General features: G+C 58.3%; 21 protein-coding genes. 3 read left to right on the top strand and 18 right to left on the bottom strand.

What is annotated here, in order from left to right; translation table 11 throughout:
• Position 1 precedes the first annotated feature (1 nt).
• The 4 genes from BSK43_RS15905 to BSK43_RS15890 form a co-directional block, all read right to left on the bottom strand.
• Positions 2-781, bottom strand: a complete 780-nt coding sequence (locus BSK43_RS15905) for a 3-ketoacyl-ACP reductase (RefSeq protein WP_077472863.1) — start codon at positions 779-781, stop codon at positions 2-4.
• On the bottom strand, positions 781-1,923 hold the full coding sequence (locus BSK43_RS15900) for an acyl-CoA dehydrogenase family protein (protein WP_077472864.1): 1,143 nt from the start codon (positions 1,921-1,923) through the stop codon (positions 781-783). The genes BSK43_RS15905 and BSK43_RS15900 overlap by 1 nt, the downstream gene beginning before the upstream one ends.
• Positions 1,924-2,008: 85 nt before the next feature.
• Positions 2,009-3,013, bottom strand: coding sequence for a zinc-binding alcohol dehydrogenase (locus BSK43_RS15895; protein ID WP_077472865.1), 1,005 nt, complete (start codon positions 3,011-3,013; stop codon positions 2,009-2,011).
• Between the two features lie 158 nt (positions 3,014-3,171).
• Complete coding sequence (locus BSK43_RS15890; protein WP_077472866.1) at positions 3,172-3,681, bottom strand: VOC family protein; 510 nt, start codon at positions 3,679-3,681, stop codon at positions 3,172-3,174.
• Between the two features lie 254 nt (positions 3,682-3,935).
• Here BSK43_RS15890 and BSK43_RS15885 point away from each other — a divergent pair, with 254 nt between their 5' ends.
• Complete coding sequence (locus BSK43_RS15885; RefSeq protein ID WP_077472867.1) at positions 3,936-4,955, top strand: aldo/keto reductase; 1,020 nt, start codon at positions 3,936-3,938, stop codon at positions 4,953-4,955.
• 127 nt (positions 4,956-5,082) lie between these two features.
• On the opposite strand, the gene BSK43_RS15880 is transcribed toward BSK43_RS15885, so the two are convergent.
• Positions 5,083-5,868, bottom strand: a complete 786-nt coding sequence (locus BSK43_RS15880) for an enoyl-CoA hydratase/isomerase family protein (RefSeq protein ID WP_077472868.1) — start codon at positions 5,866-5,868, stop codon at positions 5,083-5,085.
• Entirely contained in the window at positions 5,865-7,454 is a 1,590-nt protein-coding gene (locus BSK43_RS15875; RefSeq protein ID WP_077472869.1) for an acyl CoA:acetate/3-ketoacid CoA transferase, read from the bottom strand. Before BSK43_RS15875 ends, BSK43_RS15880 begins: the two co-directional genes overlap by 4 nt.
• A gap of 151 nt (positions 7,455-7,605) precedes the next feature.
• Here BSK43_RS15875 and BSK43_RS15870 point away from each other — a divergent pair, with 151 nt between their 5' ends.
• Complete coding sequence (locus tag BSK43_RS15870) at positions 7,606-8,436, top strand: aldo/keto reductase (protein ID WP_077472870.1); 831 nt, start codon at positions 7,606-7,608, stop codon at positions 8,434-8,436.
• Between the two features lie 180 nt (positions 8,437-8,616).
• Here BSK43_RS15870 and BSK43_RS15865 read toward each other — a convergent pair whose 3' ends face one another.
• From BSK43_RS15865 to BSK43_RS15835, 7 genes are all read right to left on the bottom strand, one after another.
• The gene (locus BSK43_RS15865) at positions 8,617-10,212 is read right to left on the bottom strand and encodes a GMC family oxidoreductase N-terminal domain-containing protein (protein ID WP_077472871.1); all 1,596 of its coding nucleotides are present in this window, start codon (positions 10,210-10,212) and stop codon (positions 8,617-8,619) included.
• Complete coding sequence (locus tag BSK43_RS15860) at positions 10,212-11,708, bottom strand: aldehyde dehydrogenase family protein (RefSeq protein WP_077472872.1); 1,497 nt, start codon at positions 11,706-11,708, stop codon at positions 10,212-10,214. Before BSK43_RS15860 ends, BSK43_RS15865 begins: the two co-directional genes overlap by 1 nt.
• A gap of 62 nt (positions 11,709-11,770) precedes the next feature.
• Positions 11,771-12,811 (bottom strand): alcohol dehydrogenase catalytic domain-containing protein, encoded by a 1,041-nt coding sequence (locus tag BSK43_RS15855; RefSeq protein WP_246662591.1) that lies wholly within the window; start codon positions 12,809-12,811, stop codon positions 11,771-11,773.
• 1 nt (position 12,812) lies between these two features.
• Positions 12,813-13,754: an ABC transporter permease gene (locus BSK43_RS15850; protein ID WP_077472874.1), complete on the bottom strand. Its 942-nt coding sequence runs from the start codon at positions 13,752-13,754 to the stop codon at positions 12,813-12,815.
• A 7-nt stretch (positions 13,755-13,761) separates the two neighbouring features.
• Positions 13,762-15,267: a sugar ABC transporter ATP-binding protein gene (locus BSK43_RS15845; RefSeq protein WP_077472875.1), complete on the bottom strand. Its 1,506-nt coding sequence runs from the start codon at positions 15,265-15,267 to the stop codon at positions 13,762-13,764.
• A gap of 7 nt (positions 15,268-15,274) precedes the next feature.
• Positions 15,275-16,237, bottom strand: a complete 963-nt coding sequence (locus tag BSK43_RS15840) for an ABC transporter permease (RefSeq protein ID WP_077472876.1) — start codon at positions 16,235-16,237, stop codon at positions 15,275-15,277.
• A 78-nt stretch (positions 16,238-16,315) separates the two neighbouring features.
• Positions 16,316-17,431: a sugar ABC transporter substrate-binding protein gene (locus tag BSK43_RS15835; RefSeq protein ID WP_077472877.1), complete on the bottom strand. Its 1,116-nt coding sequence runs from the start codon at positions 17,429-17,431 to the stop codon at positions 16,316-16,318.
• A 221-nt stretch (positions 17,432-17,652) separates the two neighbouring features.
• Between BSK43_RS15835 and BSK43_RS15830 the strand changes: the two genes are divergently transcribed.
• Entirely contained in the window at positions 17,653-18,303 is a 651-nt protein-coding gene (locus tag BSK43_RS15830; RefSeq protein ID WP_077472878.1) for a TetR/AcrR family transcriptional regulator, read from the top strand.
• 388 nt (positions 18,304-18,691) lie between these two features.
• On the opposite strand, the gene BSK43_RS15825 is transcribed toward BSK43_RS15830, so the two are convergent.
• From BSK43_RS15825 to BSK43_RS15805, 5 genes are all read right to left on the bottom strand, one after another.
• Positions 18,692-19,447: a GAD-like domain-containing protein gene (locus BSK43_RS15825; protein ID WP_077472879.1), complete on the bottom strand. Its 756-nt coding sequence runs from the start codon at positions 19,445-19,447 to the stop codon at positions 18,692-18,694.
• 929 nt (positions 19,448-20,376) lie between these two features.
• Positions 20,377-20,703: a nuclear transport factor 2 family protein gene (locus BSK43_RS15820; protein ID WP_077472881.1), complete on the bottom strand. Its 327-nt coding sequence runs from the start codon at positions 20,701-20,703 to the stop codon at positions 20,377-20,379.
• Between the two features lie 10 nt (positions 20,704-20,713).
• On the bottom strand, positions 20,714-21,697 hold the full coding sequence (locus BSK43_RS15815) for a saccharopine dehydrogenase NADP-binding domain-containing protein (RefSeq protein WP_077472882.1): 984 nt from the start codon (positions 21,695-21,697) through the stop codon (positions 20,714-20,716).
• The gene (locus tag BSK43_RS15810) at positions 21,698-22,093 is read right to left on the bottom strand and encodes a VOC family protein (protein WP_077472883.1); all 396 of its coding nucleotides are present in this window, start codon (positions 22,091-22,093) and stop codon (positions 21,698-21,700) included.
• A 17-nt stretch (positions 22,094-22,110) separates the two neighbouring features.
• Positions 22,111-22,854, bottom strand: a complete 744-nt coding sequence (locus tag BSK43_RS15805) for an SDR family oxidoreductase (protein ID WP_077472884.1) — start codon at positions 22,852-22,854, stop codon at positions 22,111-22,113.
• Between the last annotated feature and the right edge of the window lie 27 nt (positions 22,855-22,881).

Raw genomic sequence — 22,881 nt, 5'->3', positions numbered from 1 at the left:
TTCAATATCTGGGAAGCAGGAGACCGCCGTCAGCCGACAAGACCTGACCGGTCATGTAGGGAAGCGCGCCCGTGGCTAGCGTGCGGACGATCATGCCAATTTCCGCCGGCTGGCCGAGCCGGGGGAAAAGCGTCAAGCCCGCCTCGGCCCGCTTCCGGTAGCTGTCCTTGACCGGCGCTGTCATTTCGGTTTCGATCAGCCCGGGCTGAACATCGAAGACGGCGATACCCTCCTGGCCAAGCCGCGTTGCGAACACCTTGGAAATCATCGCGGCCGCCGCCTTCGACGCGCAATATTCACCACGCTGCGCAGCCGCTGCCACCGCGTTGGAAGATGTGACATTGACGATCGAATAGAACAGATCCGCAGACCGCTCGACGTGGATCACCGATCGGGCGAATGCCTGTGTCAGAAAGAAATGCGCCTTGGCATTGACCGCCATGCAGTGGTCGTAGCTCTCTTCCGTAACATCAAGCAGATCGCCCCTGGAAAGCACGCCGACACCGGCATTGTTCACAAGCGTGGTGAGCGGCCCGAGCACATCGCTTGCAGCTCGCAAAATCTGCTCGTGCTTCGACAAATCCGCCACATCTCCGGCAACGGCGATCGCTTCCGCACCGGTTTCACGCACGCTTTCCACCGCGCGCGTCAGCTCACTCCCAACGGCGAGGTCATTGAGCGCCACGGCAAATCCGGCAGCCCCCAATGCCTTCGCAATTGCAAGCCCGATGCCGCGGCCGGCACCGGTGACGAGCGCAACCTGCCTGCTCGCATCTGCCATCACCGCGCTCCGTTCTTGATGAGCTGACGGGCAATGATCATCCGCTGGATCTGATTGGTACCTTCATAGATCTGCGTGATCTTGGCATCGCGATAGAGCCTTTCGACTTCGAACCCGCGGATATATCCGCTGCCTCCGAACACCTGGACGGCATCGGCCGTGCGGGCCACCGCCATGTCGCCCGCGAAGCATTTGGCCATGGAGCAGGCTTTGGTGGCGTCTTCTCCCCGGTCGATCTTGCTCGCTGCGCTCTGCACGAGAAGTCGAGCCGCCTCGATATCCTTCGCCATGTCGGCAAGAAGCCACTGGACGCCCTGGAATTCTGCGATGGCGAAATTAAACTGCTTGCGCTGCACCGCATAGTCGAGTGCCGCCTCAAGTCCGGCCTGCCCGATACCGACGGCAAGCGAGGCGATACCGACGCGTCCCTTGTCGAGCACGCTCATCATCATATGGAACCCGCGCCCCTCCTCGCCAAGCAGGGCTTCCGGCGGCAACGAGACATTGTCGAATGTCAATGCTCCCACCTGGCTCGCCCGTTGCCCCATCTTGTGTTCCTTGGGTCCGCGCTCGACACCAGCCTGGTTGAGATCGACGATGAAGATGCTCATCCCGCGGTGACCCGCATTCTTGTCGGTGCGGGCAAGAACGAAGCCGAAGTCCGCGACTGGCGCGTTATGGATCCAGATCTTGCCGCCGTTCAGCTTCCAGCCCGTGCCGTCCCGCTCGGCGGAGGTCCGCAGACCCGACAGGTCGCTTCCGGCCTCCGGCTCAGTCAGACAATAGGCGACCTTCGTGCGCATCGACATCACATCAGCAAGCAGTCGGTCGCGCTGCTCCTTCGTCCCGTGGCGAACCAGCAGCGTCGTGATCAGCTCCACCAGACCGCACTGGTCGGCAATCGAGGCATATCCTCGCGACAGCTCTTCCATGACGACCGAATAGGCAAGTGTGTCTAGTCCCGGGCCGCCCATCTCTTCCGGCACGCAGATCCCGAAGAGGCCGAGCTGGCCCATCTGTTCATAGATCTCGGATGGGAAACGCTCCTCCTCGTCGAGCGAATGCGCGACAGGGCGGATGACGTCATCGGCGAACTGACGGGCAGTCTCCCGAACCTGTTCGTGGATCTCAGTTAACAACATGACTACATCCTCATAATTATGTAACTGGTTAGTTATTAAAAGGCGAAGCAACCCATAAAGGTCGGCACGCCGAGTGACCGACCTCCTAGGTCGTCGTTCCAGAATTCCAGTCGAACACGATGAAGGGTTCTTCGAAGCTCCGTAACCTCAGCGCTTCATAGGCAGCAGTCGGGTTCTCGGGGGAAATGCGGCGGATCAGGCCGCTCGTGTGAATGCGGCCATCCGCAAGCCACGAGAGAATTTTGGCGAATCCGGAGAAGACGCTTTGATCGACGTTGTTGTAGCCTTCAAGCAGTTCCTCCCACCTGAAGGCCTTGGCCAGGATGGGCACTTCCCATTCCCAGCCGCTGCGCAGGTGAACGAAATTGTTGAAGACGGTGTGAAGGACATCATGAGCATGGATATCGGTCATGCGTCTCCAGGGAACGCCGACCAACACCACCTCGCCATGGGGCCGGACGATCCGGCACCCATCGAGAACAGCGCCCTCGTGGCCGGAGCAATCAACGACCAGCGCCGCCTTGCCCGCCACAGCGATATCGTCGAAAGGCATCGTCGAATAGGCGCGCCTGACGCCAGCAGATTCGATTTGTCGTCGCCTGATAGGATCCGGATCGACGACACAGACATCATAACCGGAAAGACGGAAGAGCTGCGCTGCAAGATAACCGACCGGCCCGGCACCGGTGACGACCACCACGTCGCCTGGCCTCGCCTTCGTTGTCATCAGCGTCGTCATCGATACGCCCGCCAGGCGAGCCAGCACAGCGACCTCCGCCGGCAACCCGGAAGGAAGCTTGAGGGTGTGGCGGAAATCGACCTGCTGCACACTGCGGTGCGGTCCCATGCAAAATAACAGATCCCCGACATCGATATCGATGACCGACGCTCCAAGCTCCTCCGCCCGGAAAATGGCGGCATAACCCGGCCGGAGCGGAAAGGCGTCCCCGGCGAGCCATGCAAGCTCGGTTCCTGGACTGACCAACGTGACGATCGTCCGCCCGCTGACCTCTTCAGGACCGAGTGCCGGCAATTCGGCGGTTTCGATCTCGACTTGGTTCTTTCCTGAAAAGACAATTCCCTTGGTCATTTCTCTGCTCCTATCGACCCATGTCGATGCGGATTTTGGTGACCGAGGTCTCCAGCCTCTCACCGTTGATGACGGTCAATGTCGGCGCCATTTCGAAGAGGCGCTTCCTCCACCCACTCATTTAAAAGCCTCCGATCTCCAGCTGGAAACAGACCCCTTCAGCCAAGCGGCGACCATAGTTGCGGGCCGCCAGGCTTTGCGTACCCCAATGGGCCATTCATGTTGACGATCTCAAGGAACTGTCCCCAAGGAGCCCGAAGGTAAAGCCAGGTCAAACCCGCCATGGGACCGCTTTCAACAAATGTTGGCCCCTCCAGGACGTCGACGCCATTCGCTCGAAGACGCTCAGCGGCGGCCTGGGCGTCATCAACCTGGAATGCGATATGGAACCCACCCGGCTGACTGTTACGCTTCAGCGCTGTCTCGCGCTCCTCACCCGAATATTCGAAGATTTCCAGGTTACTGCCGTTGCCGATGCGGAGCACCTTGATGTTCTCGATACGGCAATGTCCTGGAACTCCCAGCCGGCGTTTCATGAATTCATCGTCGCCATCGATCCTGCCGGTTTCTATCATCGTAACCGCCCCAAAAACCGCCTCGAAGAAGGCAACGGCTTCATCGAGATTGGGCACCGTGAAGCCAAAATGTTCCACTCCGTAAATTTTCATATTCCCTCCTCCCGTGAGGCAACATCCTGGGAAAATTAAAGCTTCCCGAATTTATCTATGTAACTAGTTAGTGCGTTTTATAAGGCCGATGTTTCCTGCATGTCAATGCACCAGTTAGCGCCGGAGCGATAAAAGGGCGAGTTCGTGCTGCTTTTTTGATTAAGCTGCGAGCGCTTCCACGCCAAGCACTTGTCATCAGTCCCAGGATCTGTAATCTAACTAACCACATGGTGCATTAGCAAGGGAGGCAGCACATGAATCCATCATCCAAGGCAAAATTCGGCAGGACGAACTTAGAGGTCACGACTTTTGGCTTCGGCACAGCTCCCATCGGAAATTTCTCTCGCCCGATCGATGAGGAGACGTCCGACGGAATGGTCCAGGTCGCCTGGGATGCCGGCGTGCGATATTTCGATACGGCGCCGATGTATGGCCATGGCCTATCGGAACTCCGTTGCGGTCACTCGCTTCGCTGGAAGGACCGAGATCAGCTCATCCTCTCGACAAAGGTCGGCCGGCTGTTGAAACCCCGCAGGAGAAGCGAAATCAACTTCTCGCCGTGGAACAATGCAGCCGCCAACGAGATGGTCTTCGATTATACCTATGATGGGGCCATGCGCTCCTTTGAGGATTCGCTTCAGCGCTTGGCGCTTGAGAGGATCGACATCTGCTTCATCCACGATATCGATGTCTTCACGCGCGGGGCGGAACAGCCAGAGGTTTTCAGGGCGGCCATGGATGGAACCTGGCGAGCGCTCTCGAGGCTTCGCGACGAGGGTGTCGTCGGCGCAATCGGCGTCGGTGTCAACGAATGGGAGGTTTGCCACGAGGCCTTGAAGCAGCGTGACTTCGACTGCTTCCTCCTTGCCGGACGCTACACGCTGCTGGAGCAGGAATCGCTCGACACCTTTCTTCCGCTTTGCGAGGAACGCGGCGCGGCCGTCGTCATCGGCGGCGGGTTCAACTCCGGCATTCTCGCCACGGGCGCCGTCGATGGAGCAAAGTACAACTATGTCCCGGCTCCCGCGGAGATCCTCGACCGGGTTAGCCGCATCGAAACCGTTTGCCGGGATTTCGCGGTGCCTCTGCCGGCCGCCGCCATGCAGTTCGTCGTCGCCCATCCAGCGATTCCCTCGTTCATTGCCGGGACACGGACCGTCGAGCAGTTGCAAAAGAACCTCGAATGGTTCAGCCATCCGATTCCGGTCGACTTCTGGAGCGAGCTAAAGCGTCAGGGGCTGCTGCGTGAAGATGCGCCTGTTCCGACAGTTTAACCGGCACACCTGTTGCGAGCGACTGAGGTCGGATCTAAAAAGTCCGGCCCTTCCACTTTGACAGATCGCTGACAACTCCGTCACCAAGCCGAGGAATGGCGTCGGAAGGTCGCCCCTTAGATCAATCTCACGAACCCCTGAAGTCCGGCCTGCGCCTTTCCTTGAAGGCTGCGACGCCCTCGGCAAGATCGTCCGTAGACGCCACGCACATGCCTGCAATCGCATCCAATACGCGCGCCCCTTCCTCTTCTTCTGCGACATTGATCAGCATCTTGACGATTTCGGTCGCCAGTGGCGCCCGAGCACGCACCGTCGCGGCAATCTCCCTTGCCTTCGATAGCCCCTCGCCTTTAGAAACCAGAAGTTCGATGAGGCCCGATGTCAGTGCCTGCTCGGCATTGAGAACCTCCCCGAAGATCGCCATCCTCCGGACGATCGCGGGGCCGAAGCGGCGCACCGCCCGCTGCGTCCCGGACCAGCCCGGAATGACGCCGAGGCCCGCTTCGGGAAGCCCGAACTTCACATGCTCCTCGGCAATGCGCAAATCGGCCGCAGCGGCCAATTCCAGACCGCCGCCGAACGTGTGACCGTTCAGAACAGCTATGACCGGCACGCGAAGCCGGGCCACCGCGTCGAACGCGTCGTGGCCGCGGCGGATCCAGTCGCGCCCGAATTGTTGCGGTGTCAGCGCGCCCCATGCCTTGATGTCACCTCCGGCGGAGAAAGTCTTCTCCCCGTCGCCAGTGATGACAAGCACGCGGATCGACACGCGCTTTTCAATCGCCCGGCAGGCTTCATAGATCTGCTCCACCGCCTCGTCATTGATCGCGTTCAGGCTCTCCGTGTGCCGGATGGTCATGATAGCAATGTCTTCCTCGAACTCGAGGATTATCCTGCGCGCCGCCTCCGTCATGCTGCATCCCGTCTTGATTGACCGCTCAACTCCGCCTGCGGCCTGAACAGGTCCGTATCCATGATCTTCAGGTCCGGGGAGACCAGAAGTGGCGTCTGCGCCTGGTCGAGAACATGCGCCTGCAGGTCGATGCCTGGAGCGATTTCGGTCACCATGAGGCCTTCCGGAGTGAGCCTCAGGACGCAGCGCTCGGTGACGTAAGTGACATCCTGACCTTGCGCGACGGCTCGTTTTCCCGAGAAAGAAACCTGATCGACCTGGTCGACGATTTTGGCGACTTTGCCTTCACGATCGATGACCAGTTTTCCATCGGCGACGGACAGCTTGGCGGCTGCGTTGAAATAGCCGGAGAACACGATCTTTCTCGCGCGGGATGTGATGTCGACAAAGCCGCCAGCGCCAGCCGTGACATGCGGACGTACCGTCAGTTTCGACACGTTTACCGAACCATTTCGATCAATCTGCAGGAAGGAAAGAAGCGACGCGTCGAACCCGGCTGCCTGGAAATAAGCGAATTGGTGGGGAGATGCGACGAAGGCTTCCGCATTCGAGGAGCATCCGAATTTGAAGTCTAGGAGCGGAATTCCTCCGACTGCGCCCTGCTCGATGACCCAGGTGACCTCGCCATGGCGCCCCTCTTCCAAAAGGATTCGTGGAACATTGGCAGAGATACCGAAGCCGATATTCACCGCCCAGCCCGTCTGAAGCTCTCTGGCAACGCGGCGCGCAATCACCTTGGCAACATCGAATTCCGGCAGGCGGAAGCTGTCGAGCGGCCGAAACAGCTCGCCCGAAATCGCCGGATCATAAGACGTTGCCGTCGTCTGCAGTTGATCGGGCGCTTCGACGATATAGTCGACAAGGATGCCGGGCACCCGCACGTCGTGCGGCTTTAGCGTACCCGCTTTCGCAATGCGCTTCACCTGCGCGATGACAATGCCGCCACTATTGTGGCCTGCAAGAGCAAGTTCCATCTCTCCCAGATAGGCGCCCTCGTGCTCGAAAGTCAGGTTGCCGCGCTCGTCGGCCGTGCTTGCCCTGATGATGGCGACATCAGGACGGATCGATGGAAAATACAGCCAGTCCTCGCCCGCAAAGCTTTCGCGGAAGACGATCGGGTCGCCCCTTGCGGCGTCATTCATGGCGCAGCCTTCCTGATCGGGGTCGACGAAGGTTTCCATTCCGACCTTCGTAAGCACGCCCGGACGAAGGGCGGCACCCTCCCGGAGAATGTCGAACAGGACGCCACTCGGCACGTTGTAGGCGGCGATCTCGTTGCGTCCGAGCATCTGCCAGATCAACGGCGGCTCGGCCGACGACGGCCCCGACGGATAGGACCCGCCGATGATCTTCTTGATCAGCCCGGGCTGCGCGAGATGGTCGACGCCTTTCGTGCCGAACATGTCGCCTGCTGCGATGGGATGGATGGTTGTAAGCCCACTCGGCGCACCCTCATTGCGATAGCGCTCACCGATGGCCGCCAGCACCGCATCGGGGCAGCAAAGGCCGCTCGAAGAGTTCACGGCGACGATGGCATCATTCTTTATCTGCGCCGCGACTTCCGCTGCACTCCTGATCTTTGACATAGGCTTCCTCCCGGCTATTGAAAGTAACTAGTTAGTGCGTTATAGAAGATCGTACATTTAAGTGCAAGCTTGAAAAACAATGTGTTCCGGCCAATTTTCGGGCTCTGGATTTCCGAAAATTTTCAGGAGCTATCGTGTGGGAGGAGAGAAAATGTCGATCTGCTTTCGACCCGGCTATGAGCGGTCGTTTGGAACTTATCCGCTCAAGGGCGAAGATCTGGAGAAGGCGTTCGTGGCGGCGCATAGCGTCGGCTACCGGGCGTTTGACACCGCTCAGATGTACGAGAACGAAGCCGATCTCGGCATGGCCATTCGCCAGGCGAAAGTGTCTACCTCGGACCTCCTGATCACGACAAAAGTGCATCCGGACAACTACAGTGGGGAGAAATTCCTGAAATCGGTGGAGACAAGTCTGGGCGCACTCGGCGTTTCAAGAATTGATCTCCTGCTTCTCCATTGGCCGGATCCTTCCGGAGACAATCGCAAGACATTGTCGTTGCTTCGTGACGCCAAGCGCAGGGGACTTGTAAGCGAGATCGGCGTCTCGAATTTCACCGCGGCCATGATGCGGGAGGCGCAATCGCAGCTTGATGGAGAGGTCGCAATCAACCAGGTGGAGTTCCATCCGCTCCTCGATCAGTCGATCCTGCTCGATGCCTCATGCCAGACAGGCATTCCGCTTGCCTCCTTCAGCTCCGTCGCCAGGGGCGAGGTTTTCCGCTATCCGGAATTCGGTGAGATCGGCGCCTGCTATGGAAAGACGCCGGCCCAGGTCGCGTTGAGATGGATTCTGCAGAAGGGCGTTGCGATCAACACCATGTCGACCAAGATTGAAAATATGCGGGCAAATTTCGACATCATGGACTTTACCCTTACCAGCATCGACATGCGGCGTATCGATGCCCTGACAGGCACCAATTTCAGGTGCGTCGACAAGACAAAGGTCCCCTGGGCGCCGGAATGGGATGGATCGGCCGGCTAAATCCTCAGCGTGCCGGTGGACGGCATTTCTGGCTTAGGCCTGTCTCCCTGTCGGCACGCTGCTCATGCATCGACCCGCAGCCATCCGGCGCGGCCCCTTTCTGATACACCACGACGTCATAGCGAGAAACAAGAGCCGAAAGAGGGCTGCCAGCCTCTCTCGGCTCTTGCACGTCTTGGATCAGCGATTGCCTCTGATGAAATCGGATGCGCGTTCCGCGATCATGATCGTCGGCGCGTTGGTGTTGGATCCGACCAGCGATGGCATGGTCGAGCTGTCGCAGATGCGAATGCCCTCGAGACCATGGACGCGCAGTTTCGGGTCCACGACCGACATACCGTCCGTGCCCATCCTGCAGCTACATGTCGGATGATAAGAGGTTCGTCCGAACCTGCGCGCATAGTCCTCGAACTGCGACTGCGTACGCACGCCACCATCCGGAAAATGGACCGTCTTCACGTAGTTCTGCAGTGAAGATTGCCGCATGATTTCGCAGCTGATCTTCACGCCCTCCACTGCGACCCTTAGATCGTCGGGATCTGCCAGGAAGTTCGGATCGACGAGCGGCAAGTCGCGCGGATCGGACGACCGCAATGTCACCGTGCCGCGTGATTTTGGCCGCAGCGTGTAGCTGTTCAACGTCACTCCCGATGATCCCTTTGGAACCGAAGGCACACCCGCCTCAGCGCCAGCGCCTGCCAGGAAATGAAACTGGAGATCGGGACGCGCTTCAGCCCTGTCGCTGTACCAGAAAGCACCGCCCTCGACGACGTTTGACGTCACGGGCCCGGAGTTGAAAAGCGCGTATTGCAGGCCCGCCCATATCATCCAACGGAGTTCGTTGTACTTGTCCAGGCTGTCGCGGTTCTTGATCTCGGCAACGATGTCGACGCCGTAGTGATCCGTCAGATTCTGGCCAACCCCGCCGAGATCATGGACGACAGCTATTCCCGAGGAGCGAAGATGGTCCGCGGGACCGACGCCGGAGAGCATGAGCAGTTTTGGCGTTCCAATCGCGCCGGCAGTCACGATCACTTCAGTCCCGGCCGTGGCAAGCATCTTGCGGCCGTTGACGGCATATTCGACACCGGTCGCTCTCCTCCCCTCGAACACGACCCGAAGAACAAGCGCGCCGGTCACCAACGTCAGGTTCGGGCGGTCAAGCACCGGCTTGAGATAGCCGACGGCGGCCGAGCAACGCCTGTTGTTGCGGGTCGTAATCTGATAGATCCCGGCCCCTTCCTGTCTTTCGCCGTTGAAATCGGGGTTGTAAGGAATTCCATATTCCTGACAGCTTCTCGCAAACGCCTTGGTCAGCAGGTTCGGCTCTGGAATGTTGGAAACGCTCAACGGGCCATCGGCCCCGTGAAGCGGGCCGGAATAGACGGCATTGCCCTCGGCGCGCAGAAAATACTTCTGCACCTGGCTGAAGTTCCATCCCTCGGCGCCCTCCTGCTCCCAGCGGTCGTAGTCGCTCGGATGTCCGCGGGTGTATACTTCGGCGTTGATGGAAGAACCGCCACCCAGAACCTTGGCCTGCGCGTAGGGAATGACACGGTTCATGGCGTGTTTCTGGGGAACTGTCTCCAGCCCCCAGGTGAGCGGGCCGGACGTCATCTTTGCGAAGCCGACCGGCATGTGTATGAGCGGATTCCTGTCGCGGTCGCCAGCTTCGATAAGGCAAACCCTCGCGCCGGGATCCTCGGACAGACGGGCTGCCAGAACACAGCCCGCCGATCCGCCGCCCACGACGATATAGTCGAATGCGTTCTTCATCACACGATCCAGGGTTGGCGCTTGCCCAGTTCGACGTGCACGGACTTGATCTGGGTATATTCCTCGACACCATATATGCCGGCCTCGCGGCCCCAACCGGACTGCTTGAAGCCGCCAAGCGGCATTTCCGGCCCACCCGCCATGATGGTGTTCACCCAGAAGCGCCCTGCCTTGACGCGTCGCGTGACGGAAAGCGCCTTGCTGACATCAGACGTCCACAGGCTCGCCGCGAGCCCGTAGACGGTGTCGTTCGCAATTTGCACCGCCTCGTCGACAGTCTCGAATGTGAAGCTGGAGAGAACCGGGCCGAAGATCTCATCCGTCGCGATCGCCATGTCCCGACGAACGCCACTAAAGAGCGTCGGCTGGATATACTGGCCGCCCCCATGGTCGAGCTTCGCACCGCCCACCAGCACTTTTGCGCCTGCGGCCTTGCCCTTCTCGATATAGTCCAGGATCGTCTTGTTCTGCGCTTCGGTCGTGATCGCTCCAACCTGTGTCGCCGGATCGAGGGGGTCGCCGATGACGATCCTCTTCATCTTCGACGCCAACAGTTCCTCGAATTCGCTTGCGACCTTGGCTTCGACGATCAGTCGGCTCGAAGAAACGCAGCATTGTCCGGTATTGAACGAGATACCGAACGCCGCAGCGTCCGCCGCCGCCTCAAGGTCGGCATCGGCAAAGACGATGATCGGATTTTTGCCGCCAAGTTCCAGGCCAAGCTTCTTGAAATTCGAGTCTGCCGCCGCATGGACGCATGCACGACCGACGGCCGTCGACCCGGTGAAGGATACCATGTCGATGTCGGCATGTTCGGTCATCGCCTGACCGATCGTGCGTCCCGACCCCGTGACGACGTTGTAAACACCGCGTGGCAGGCCGGCTTCGGCAAGAATTTCGGCAAGCAGCAACGTCGTGACGCTGGTGACTTCCGAGGGCTTCACCACGAGGGTGCAGCCCGACGCGAGAATGAACGGAACGCGTTCGCAAAGGATGAGGAACGGGAAATTCCACGGGGTGATGAGGCCGACGACACCGATCGGCTCCCGCAGCACCATGCCGAACAGGTTCTTTCCGAGATTGTTGAAGCTGTCGCCATGCAGGGCGCGGGCGGCCCCGGCTGCCGTCTCGAAGCAGGCAATGCAATGATCAATTTCACCGAGTGCCTGCGAGATCGGCTTTCCGTTCTCGAGCGTTTCCCAATATGCCACCTCCTCACGCCTGCGTTTCAAGATCTCGGCGGCACGTAGAAGCACTCCCGCTCGCTCGGCACCGGAGATTTCCGACCAGGATCCATTCTCGAAAGCCCGCCGAGCGGCCGCAACCGCATCGTTCAGATCCTCGATCGTGCATCGGGCCGTGCGTGATACCGGCACGCCATGGCCGGGGGACGAACGCTCGAAAACACCCTGGCCGGTCTTCCATTGCCCGTCGACGAAAAAGCCGAACTGCCTGGGTTCTTCCGGCAGGCGCTGTCTTGGTGCTAGCTGATCCATTTGATCCTCCATCTTTAAAGTTCAAGCACGCAGCGCCCATTGGCGGCGCGGCTGGGAGTGTCTCACGACATCCGAATTTGGGTTTTCAGGTCGCTCGGTCTATTTGGCAGACTGTCGAATGCCTGCTGTATGTCGGCGAGCGGATAGATCGCTCCGGTAAAGGGGCTGACATCGAACCTTCCGTTGACCAAAAGCTTCAGTGCCTGCCTCATGTCCTCGCCCATCGCGGCGACAGACCCCTTCAGGCTGTTTTCCTGAAGAACCGTCTGCAGGATCGGCACCGCCAGGCTGTCTTGCGGCCCGGCAATACCAAAGAACGCGACATGTCCGCCCTTTCGGATCAGATCGAAGGCTGTCTCATAGAGCTTGACCAGCCCGACGCTCTCGATGACGAGATCGGCGCCGATCCCGTCCGTGGCGCGGAGAACCGCATCCTTGAGCTTGGCGGGATCGGAGACGGCGACATCGGCACCGGCGGCAAGCGCTGCCTCGCAGCGTGCCTTCGACAGATCGAACACGACGATCGGCGCTGCGCCGGCCAAGCGCATCATCTGCACGTGCAGGTTGCCGATCGGACCCGCACCGAGCACGACAACGGAGTCTCCGAGGGAAACTTGCGCCTTCTTTGCCGCACGGACGACGCAGCCGACGGGCTCGGTCAGCGCCAGCGTTTCCGGCGCGATATCGGAAGGCGCTGGAATAACCAGGCGGGCGGGCACCGCGACGAACTCTGCGAAAGCTCCGTCGCGTCCGATGCCGATCTGCGTGACCTCTGCACAGTTCAGCACTTCGTTTCTGCGGCACCAATAACAGGTACCGCATCCGATGTTGATGTCGGCGACGACGCGCGTCCCGACCTTGAGGTTCGATACACCCTCTCCGAGTTTTTCGACGGTGCCACAGAACTCGTGCCCCGGGATGATCGGCAGTGCCTCGGCCGCGTAACGGCCATGGAACATGTGGATATCCGTCCCGCAAATGCCGACCTGCATGACGCGCACGAGGACGTCGTCACGACCGATCGCGGGAATGGGAACATGACGGACCTCGAATTTTCCAGGTGCGACCAGAACCGCGGCTTTCATTGTTTCGGTTGCGCTCACGTCACTTCACCGTTTTCAGCTTGGAGCGATCGATCGTCAAAGCGATCGCGATAATCAGAACCAGCCCGAAAACCATCTGCTGCTGGGTCGCCTCAATGCCGAAATACAGCATGGACGAGCGGATCACTGCGACAATCATCGCGCCGATCGCGGTGTTCAGAACGCCGCCGACACCGCCCGTCAATGGCGTCCCGCCGACGAGAACCGCAACGATTGCAGGCAGAAGGAAGCCGTTTGCGATCGTTGGCGCTCCGCCAGAAAGCTTGACGGCAAACAGCAGACCCGCAATGGCTGCCATGGCTCCGGAGATTGCAAAGGCGAGGATTTTATAAAAGCCGACATCGATCCCCGAAGCTGCGGCAGCCGGCTCTCCAGCACCGATTGCCTTGAATACGCGGCCGAGCCGCGTACGACGTTCGATGAACAGGCAAATCAGCAAAAGGCCTGCGGCAAGGAAGAGCTCGTTCGGGATGATGCCGACATGACCGATCATCCATCCGAAAACGTCGTCACGCTGCGTTGCGTTCATGTTGAGCGCACGCTGTCCCGAGAGCCACTGCGCCACCGAGAATGCAAGGCCGCCGACCGCAAGTGTCGAAATAAACGACGGCACGAATAGTTTCGTGGTCGCATAGCCTGAAACCATCCCCAGCAGGAAACCGCAGGCGACGCAGACGACGGCGACCCACGCCCCCATGCCGGCCAGGTAGACCGAAGCGATGACCGTAACCATGTTGGCCACGGATTGTGCGGACAGGTCGATGCCACCGATATAGACGGCGAAGGTCAGGCCGAGCGCCATGATGAACAGCGGCACGATGTCGCCGGCCAGCTCGAGAAGGTTGGTGGGCCGGAGAAAATCCGGGTTCGGAATTCCGACGATCGCCACCAGTGCCAAGAGCGTGATCCAGGGAAGATGAGGCTTTAGCTTGTGAAGATCCATGTTGCCCTCAGATCATGTCGTGGAGAAGGTCGAAGAGGGACGGCTTGGCACCGGGCGTATAGTCGAAACGCCGGGTGACCTTGCCATCCTTGACAACAACGATGGTATGAGCGAGGCCAATCGCCTCCTCAAGTGTGTCAGCGACCAGCACGATGCCTACGCCCGTCGAGGACATCTCACGGATCATCTCGTAGACATCCTCCTTGGCACCGATATCGAGACCACGCGTCGGATGATCGAGGAGCATGATGTCCGATCCGCCCGAACGCCATTTGGCCAGAACCACCTTCTGCTGATTGCCGCCGGATAAATTGCCGCAGTCCGCTTGCTCGGAATGGGCCTTGATGGAGAGCTTGCGTATCCAGTCACGCGCGAGGCTGCGCTCTTCACCGATACGCATGACGCCAGCATTAGATCGTCGGCCGAGCTGGGACAGCGTCATGTTTTCGTAGACGTTCATTCCGGCGACTATTCCCTCGACTTTCCGCTCACGAGGAACATAGCCGAGCCCCAGGGCTACGGCTTTCATCGGATTGAAGTGCGCAAGCGCCAGGCCCTTTATCTTGAGCTGACCCTTCGTCGGAGACAGCATTCCATAGATCGCGCGCATGATGCCCTCGCGGCCGGAGCCTTCCGTTCCGACAAGGCAGAGCACCTCGCCGGCATGGACCTTGAACGAGACATCGCGCACCTTGCCCGGCAGCGAGACATTGTCGAGCTCGACGAGCACCTTCGATGCGTTATAAGGCGTCTGCTTGCTCTCGCGGTAGTATTCGCGATCGATATTGCGGCCGACCATCTTGCGCTGGATCGTCTCGACATCGGCGTCACCGCAAGACACAACGTCGACGACCTGACCGTCCTTCATGACGTAGACCCGATTGCTGAGTTCCATCACTTCGTCCATGCGGTGCGATACGAAGATGAAGGATGCCCGCGTCGTCAGTTCGCGGACCAGCTTGAACAGAAGCTTCACCTCTTCCTGACTCAACACCGAGGTCGGCTCGTCCAGAAGGATGATGAGATCTCCTGCGATACGTTCCTCAAGCGTCAGTACCTTTGCCAGTTCCACCAACTGTCTCTGGGCAAAGGAAAGCTTCGAGGTCGTCGTCGCCGGATCGATGTCGAGCTTCACCTTGGCAAGCTGGAACTTCGCCGCTTCAGCCATTTTGCGCCAATTCACCACGCCCGCGCGCGTAAACTGCGCCTCGTAGCCGAGGAATATGTTCTCCATGACCGAGAGATTGGTGATGAGCGATTGCTCCTGGAAGACCATCCCGATGCCGTGTTCCATCGCCTGGCGGGGATTGGCAAACTTGACGGGCTTTCCGTTGATGACGACCTGCCCGGAATCCGGCTGGTATGCCCCGTAGATAACCTTCATGAGGCTGGACTTGCCGGCGCCGTTCTCGCCCACGAGCCCGACGATCTCACCCCGGCCGATTTCGAAATTGACGGATTTGAGAGCATGGACACCGGGGAATTTCTTGTCGACTGACTTCAGTTCGAACATCACGCCCTCACTTTACAAAGGAGATCGAGAAGCGGTCGGTCGAAAGGACCACCGAAAGAATGACGAGAGCGCCCAGGACGCCCTGCTGCATGAAATCAGGGAGCCCGATGACGACCATGCCATTGTTGATCACGCCGACGATCAGCACGCCGACGAGCGCGTTCCAGACCCCTCCGATCCCACCCCACAAGGCCACACCGCCGACCACGACCGAGGTAATGGAGACGAACATGAAGTTGGCGCCCGAGATCGACTCCGCCTGACCGATGCGGCCGACCACCAGGATCGCCGCCAGGGCATAGAAGATCCCTGCAAGCCCGAAGCCCAGCACTCTGACGCGGGCAACGTTCACGCCGGAACCATGGGCAAGATCCTCTCCGCCACCGACAGCATAGAAGTTGCGCCCCAAAATGGTGTAGCGCTGAATGAACCAGGCAACCAGCAGCCCGAGAACGGCGACATAAACCATCAGCGGAAAGCCGAGAAGACGGACTGTGAGCAGGCCCCGGAATATCGGGTCGGAAACCTTGACGATATCCCCGCCGGTCAAAAGGATCCCCGCGCCGGTGCCGATGAAGCCCATCGCAAGACTTGCCATGAAGGATGGTATTCGAAGCTTGACGTGGACGAGCCCGTTCACGACGCCGATGAAAGCGCCGACTATAAGCGTCGCCGGAATTGCGAGCCAGCCGAATCCTGCCAGCGAACCGCCGAGGCCAATGAACATGTAGGCAAAGAGGACGGCGGCAAGCGTGACAGCACCTTCCATCGACAGGTCGATCGATCCCATGACGATGATGAAAGTCACTCCGACCGCGACCATAAGCGCAGGCGCTGACGCCACGGCAATTCTGGAAAAATTCCGGACGGAGAAGAATGTTGGATTGATGGCGGTGAACAAGATCACCAGGGCAATGAGCACAAGGAAAGGTGCCCATTTGATAAGATTCTCGCGCGAAACCGACATCATCGGACCACTCCTCCCTCATGTCTATGCGATAGTCTGCGGCGGCACGACCGTGTAACCCTGACGTGCCGCCGTGTCGGCTTAGTTGGCGTACTTGATCTGGCCCTTGGTTGGGGACCAGAAGTCCTTCCAGTTGTAGGTCGGGGTCGCATCCATGTACTTGGCCTTGAAATCAGCCGCGTCCTTGGCCGAAATCACGATCGTCGGACCGTAGAATTCGCGGTGTTCCTTTGGCTCTTCGGAGGGCTTGAACGCTCCGATCGCGGCATAATAGGCAAGCGCGGCCGAGATGCCGCCACCCCAGTCCGGATTGGTGAAGACAGTGGCCAGCAACTTGCCTTCGATGACGAGCTTCACCGCGTCGGGATTGCCGTCATAGGCGACGATCGGCATATCATCGATACCCTCGGCGCGAAGCGCCTCGATGACACCATAGGCGATGTTGTCGTTGGCGCAATGCACGCCCTTGATCTTGTCGCCGTAGCGCGTCAGGAACGACGACATCAGGGCCGCGCCCTTCTGTGTGTCCCAGTCCGCAGGCTGCGCATCGAGAATCTCGATGTTCGGGAACTCAGCGGCAGCCTTCTTGAGACCCGCCAGACGCTCGATGGCAGGATTGTTCGCCGCGATGCCGCCAAGATGAACGACCCCGCCCTTTCCGCCCATGGCTTCAAAGAGAATACGGGCGGTTTGCGCCGCCGGCTCCACGTCCGACCAGGTCATGTGGCTGACATAGTTGTCGCCGAAGTCCCAGGGATGCAGGTCGTCGGTCTTGTTCCAGATTGTCGAGACATAGGCTCCTGCCGTTTTCACAGCCTCGACGACCGGACGCGCATTCGGGCTGTCGTTCGCATCGCAGGCAATGGCGCAGTTGCCATTGTTCTTGGCGAGGAACGCCTTGATGTCGGCCAGCGACTTCTCCGAAGAACCCTCATTGATCAAGCTCACAAGGTCGCTTTTCGGTTTGCCGAGCGATTCAACGAAGGACTCGCCTCCCGAAACGATAGCATTCCAGTAGGCCGATGCGCGGTCACGGTAGCTCCAGGCTATCGCCGGATCCTTGAGCGCGGCTCGGGCGACGCCCTGCTGGCCGAACCCCGGCACGAACATCGATCCCATTCCCACTGCGGATGCCAAGATGAAGTTGCGGCGCGAGAGCGTTTCGCGCTCGATGAAGTCCTTGATAAAAGTTGACATGACTCTCCTCCCGTCTAGTCAAAAGAACGCGCCCGGGCCTATCCAATGCATCGTTCCAAACCGGTGCCGGATGTTTGTTTCGTCGCCAAAACGCACTAACCAGTTACTTGGTAATGATGCCACTCGTCAAGCCAAAACTGTTGACCAGATCAGCTTTCGTGCACCAACCGGTTCGTATATAAACATCGAATGATTTGCACGAATTCGCTTGGAGACGAACATTGGATTCGAAAGTAAGAGCTGCGAGGGCCGCAAAACCCCCGAGGGACGCGGAAACCACCAAGACGAGAATTCTGGAGGCCGCAAAAAAGGAATTCGCAAAGAACGGGCTGGCCGGCGCTCGGGTCGACGTGATTGCCGAACGCTCGCTTAACAGCAAGCGCATGATATACCATTACTTTGAGAGCAAGGATAAGCTCTTCCAGGAGGTGCTTGAGCAGGCCTATGCCGACATTAGAACGGCAGAACAGAAGCTCAATCTCGAAAAGCTCGAACCCAAGGAAGCGCTTGAGACTTTCGTTCGATTCACTTGGGCGTACTACCTTAGGCATCCCGAGTTCATCACGCTCGTAAACAGCGCCAACCTGCATCGTGCCAAGCATCTGAAAGGCTCTGAAGAGGTGAAGGTTACCAACCGCAAGCTGGTCAGCCTCATCGGGGGAATCCTTGCGAGAGGCGTCAAGGCCGGCATCTTCCGGGAGGGCATCGACCCCGTACAGCTCAATATAACGATCGCCGCGATCGGCTACTATTATCTGACTAACCGTTTTACCGGTTCGATCATTTTCGAGCGCGATCTGATGGACAAGGACGCCTTGGACGATCGCCTCAAATTCAACATCGAGACGATCATGCGTCAGGTCTGCATCTAACCGTTCCCATGCACAAGGTCGGTAGCGCAAACGAATTCCTGCCCTGGGCGGCGCCCCAGAAGTGCAGTTCGCCCTTGATCAATCCTACTCCCTGTTGATCATCGCCCGTCTTGAACCTTTCTTGCACTTCGGCTCCCCTAGGTGAGCGAAGGAAAGCAATGTATTCCAACACGTTGTAAGTATCTGGGTGAGGGATCGCAAATCAGACAGAACCTTGGGTAACTTCGAGACGCAAACAGGGGGCAAATTGGGGCGGAAATCAACAGCTCTTCAAAGTGCTCCTCGTCGTCCAACATATCGGTGACGGCTCAGGTTCCTTTTCTCAAGGAAATGCCGAACGGGTATCCGTGAAGCTCCACTTCGTCGCATCTGGCGTCTACATCTGCGCTTATTGGCTCGGCGCGACTACCGGAATGATCTCGTCGACGATATCCTGGCCTCCATCGATTTCGACCGCAAATGAATAGTGTAGTGAGCTAGGAAGTCGCTCGAATGCCTCAGTCAAACTCATTCTTCGATAGGAGGTTGCAATATTGGGAAACTCGGGATTTTTGCAAAGATAGATTTCCCCTTCCGACAATTGACCAAGAGTCTTGCGCAGTTGTGGTAAAAGCTGGCGGCCGTTTTCATCCTCTATGAATCTATGGGAGTCGAACGACGTAACACCCACCAGAATATCCCATACATCCTCGGGAGCTTTTCGCCCTTCGAGAAAGAGTTCATTGGCATTCTCGGGCATCTCAATACCTGCCAAACTATATCGCTCGTGCAGATCATGCGACGGTGGATCGGTTTCCTTGCGGCTGGTCAAATCCATCAGCAACCCAACATCCAGCGAAAGGGTGAAATGACGCCCTCTCCTGTGCCAGAGATCGATTGTTCCCAGGCTCGAATATCCGAAAGCGGCGCAATCCTTACTTTGCAGGTTTAGAACTTCGCCTAATATGACCGCAAGAAAATCGTCAAACATAAACGGCATGCACAACCAGTAATTACGGTCTGCATAATACCCGACGCCGTGCTCCGCCCAGAAAGCTATTAGGTCCGCAGGAACCCTATCGCGAGCCTTGTTGGCCTCCGTCTCCGAAATCCGCTTTGCTTGTCGCGGCTCACCTCGCGTTTCGAGAAATTCGTCGGCTGACATATGACCTCATTAAGTCGCCCGGCTTCGCAGGAGGCACCGCGAAAATGCTATCGTGGACCTATCTGCCACAAGACAACCCGTACCCGCCGCAATTTGTTTAAAATCTCTTCGTAGATTCCACTTATTCTAACTTGCAGATTGCAGCCATTTCTCACCGTTTCAAAGCTAAAATATGACAAATTGGCCCTTCGGAAAAGGTCCCGAGTAGCCGCATGGGAAGTGCCCATGAAAATAATAGAACGAAAGAGAAGAAAAAAACGCGGGCTCTACCAGATCAGAATATTCTGCCTCCATGCATAAATGAAATATATCCCACCGGACACATTTCAAAAATGACTCTGGAAGCTTGTTCAACATCCTAACATGCTCCGACTTATCCTTAACTAGAGCATCGGAGAAGGGCTTCACAATCTTTAAGATCGAATTCCACTGATTTAGCCTCTCTTTATTTTTTTCTCTGATCCGTTCGCGCAATTGATTGGTGGCTTCTAGGGTAAGATTTTCCCAATGCGTTGCCGAACAAGATTTTATGGCCGCACTCCATGAATCCACAAACTCTGCTTGATTCTGATCCTTCTTTCCGACGTTCACAAACCACTCGACAGAATCGAGCCTATCTAATGTTGCGATTGTGCGAGGGCTGGGCTTCAACAAGAATTTTCTCCCAAATTACTTGGACTGATTTATACGCCCGAGTAGCCCCGAAAAGTTTCACAGATCAGACAGAACCTTGGTTAACTTCGAAATGCAAACTGGGGGCGAATTAGAGTGGAAAACAACAGTAGGTTGCCATATAGTCCTGTGGTCTTGAACGGAATCGATCGGGCGACGAAATGCGTGATTGGATCGCCGTCCGATAAAAATAAATATGCAGCCCCTACCCTGGCGACAGCGCTCTTACAAATGGCAATCACTGTGTTCGACGGCAGTCACTCGAGATCGGCATCAATGCGTTCAATCAAACCGTCCGGGTTGATTGCGATCTTCAAAATTCCGATCTCGTGGCCAAAGTCGCCTGTGAAATCGAGTCGAACGACAGCGTTGAAATCGTCCGATTGCTTGAGCGACAGAAGCCTACTCTTCGTCTTGTAGCCAACGAAAAATCGCTCGAGATAGAGGCGAATGCCCTTGGTACCGACGAAGGCGTCACCCACCGAAACGTCGTCGATGACTGCATCGGACGAGAATAGGGACAGCGTGTTCTCGACGTCGAAGGCATTGGCCGCCTGCATGAAGGTATCGACAAGCTTCTGCACTGGCTGCTCCTCACACATCGACAATCGTGGTGTCAGCGATCGTCTCGGCGAAGCCGTTGCCGAACAGCATGGAAGGGGTCTGGAAGCCGGCTTGGACCTCGCCGGCAAGTACGCGTCGCCCAGCCTCGGCGGCAGCCTTTGCCGTGAACGTATAGCCGTTGACCGTATCAAGCACCGATCGGACAACTTTACCGTCGGCATCGGTGACCTCGACGACGGCCTGATAACGATTGGCTGAACGCTCCTGCTCGCTGGGCCCGTCCGGAAGTGTTGAGAGATCACCCTGCGGGAAGCCTTCGCCCGTCAGATGGACGAAGGTCGCGATGTTTGGAACATCCGTCGTCCGCCAGATCGTAATGAGATCGGGAAGCGTCACCTGGAAGCAGTCGACTGCACCGCTGCCGAAGTCGAATTTCCGAATGCTTGCAGCAGTAAGGGCAACCAGCTTACCGTCAACGCGCGCCAGGATTTCGGCGGTGACGCTACCCATGGCGCTGACGGCGGAGCCTCGCGACAGACCGCCGGAGACATGCATGGCAACCCGGATGCTCAATGGGTTTTCCGTTCTGGCGGCGGCATGCCCGGCAAGGCAGCCCAGCATCGCCACGCTGCCGCCGCTGCCCGGCAGCATCATGACGCCTGCAGCCCTGGCTTTATCATCGAGCGCTTCAGCCAGCCGGTAGCCATCGAGTTCCGCGGCAACGTCCAGGTAATGGACGCCATTGCGGATACCTGCCGTCATCAGGCGTTCGGCTGTCTTCGCGAACGGACCGGCGCAGTTCAGGAGGACACCAACGCCCTCGAGTGACCGATCGATCATTGCGATGTCTTCGAGCCCGAAGAGCCGATATTCCACGCCAAGGCTTGCCGCGAGCGATGCAAGCGCCGCCTCTGTGCGTCCTGCGAGGATGAGCGGCGTACCCGCGGCCGAAGCATGTTCGGCCGCCATGCGACCGGTGTAGCCCGTCGCACCGTAAATCATGAGCTTCTTCATTTAGTGCTGCCATTCCTTGTAAACGAATTCGAGGCTGTAGCCGTCGGGGTCGCGGACCTGAGCCGCGTAGTAGCGGGGATCGTAATGAAGCTGTGGTCCGGGCGGATGAATTTCCGAGGCACCTGCGGCCATCGCCGCCGCAAAGGCGGCATCGACCTCCCGCTTGCCGTCGGCGATGAAACCGACATGAGCGGCGCGCCCTTCGACAACACCTTCGCGCAGCCAGAAGAACAAGCGACCGTTCGCGCCAAAGCCTTTAAGATCGGGATGGCCTGGAGGGCCGTTCTTGCCGTCGTAATCGATCGCATGGACGATACCGAGCGGCTCAAGCGCCCTTTCGTAGAATGCGATTGAGCGATCAATGTCACTGACGGATATGAAGACGTGGTCAAGCATGATGCGCGCTCCTCTGTTTAGATGATGTAGCCGCCCGACACTTCGATGTTCTGGGCGTTGATCCAGCGGTTTTCCTCGCAAAGCAGGTTCGCTATCATACCACCGAGCTCTTCGGGTTCACCAACCCGGCCAAGCGCGGTCTGTCCTGCAAGCATGGCTTCGAATTCATCGTTCAGTCCGCCGCCCAGTTCTGTCCGGATGGCGCCCGGAGCGATGGAGTTTGCCCTGATCCGGCGCTCGCCGAATTCCTTTGCCATGTAGCGTGTCAGAACTTCGAGACCACCCTTGAAGGAAGCGTAGGGGGCAACGCCTGCTGTAGCGACGCGACTGGTCGCGCTGGTGACATTGACGATGTGCCCTCCGTCCTCCATCAGCGGCAGGAGCGTCTGCGTCAAAAAGAACGGACCCTTGAGGTGAACGTTGAACAGGCCGTCGAACTGCTCCTCGGTGACGGTTGATATCGGAGCGTAGAGCCCGTAGCCCGCATTATTAACCAGGATGTCGAAGGTCTTCCTGCCCCAGATAGCGGTAAGCCGCGCAGAAACTGCCTCGCGGAACTCGGGAAATGAGCTGCTGTTGCCGACGTTAAGCTTCAGGGCGACGGCCTTGCCACCGATCTTAGAGATAGCTTTCACGACATCTTCCGCCTTCTCGGCATTGCCGTTATAGGTGACGACGACACCCATGCCGCGCTTGGCGCATTCAAGCGCCGTGCTGGCCCCTATGCCTCGGCTGCTTCCGGTCACAATAACGATCTTCAAATGTCTCTCCTGTGTGTCTGGTGCGAG

It is taken from the genome of Rhizobium sp. P44RR-XXIV (assembly GCF_001999485.2).
Lineage (GTDB): Bacteria > Pseudomonadota > Alphaproteobacteria > Rhizobiales > Rhizobiaceae > Rhizobium.
Note: the sequence above shows the minus strand (reverse complement) of the source record. Positions and strands in the feature narration are given on the sequence as shown.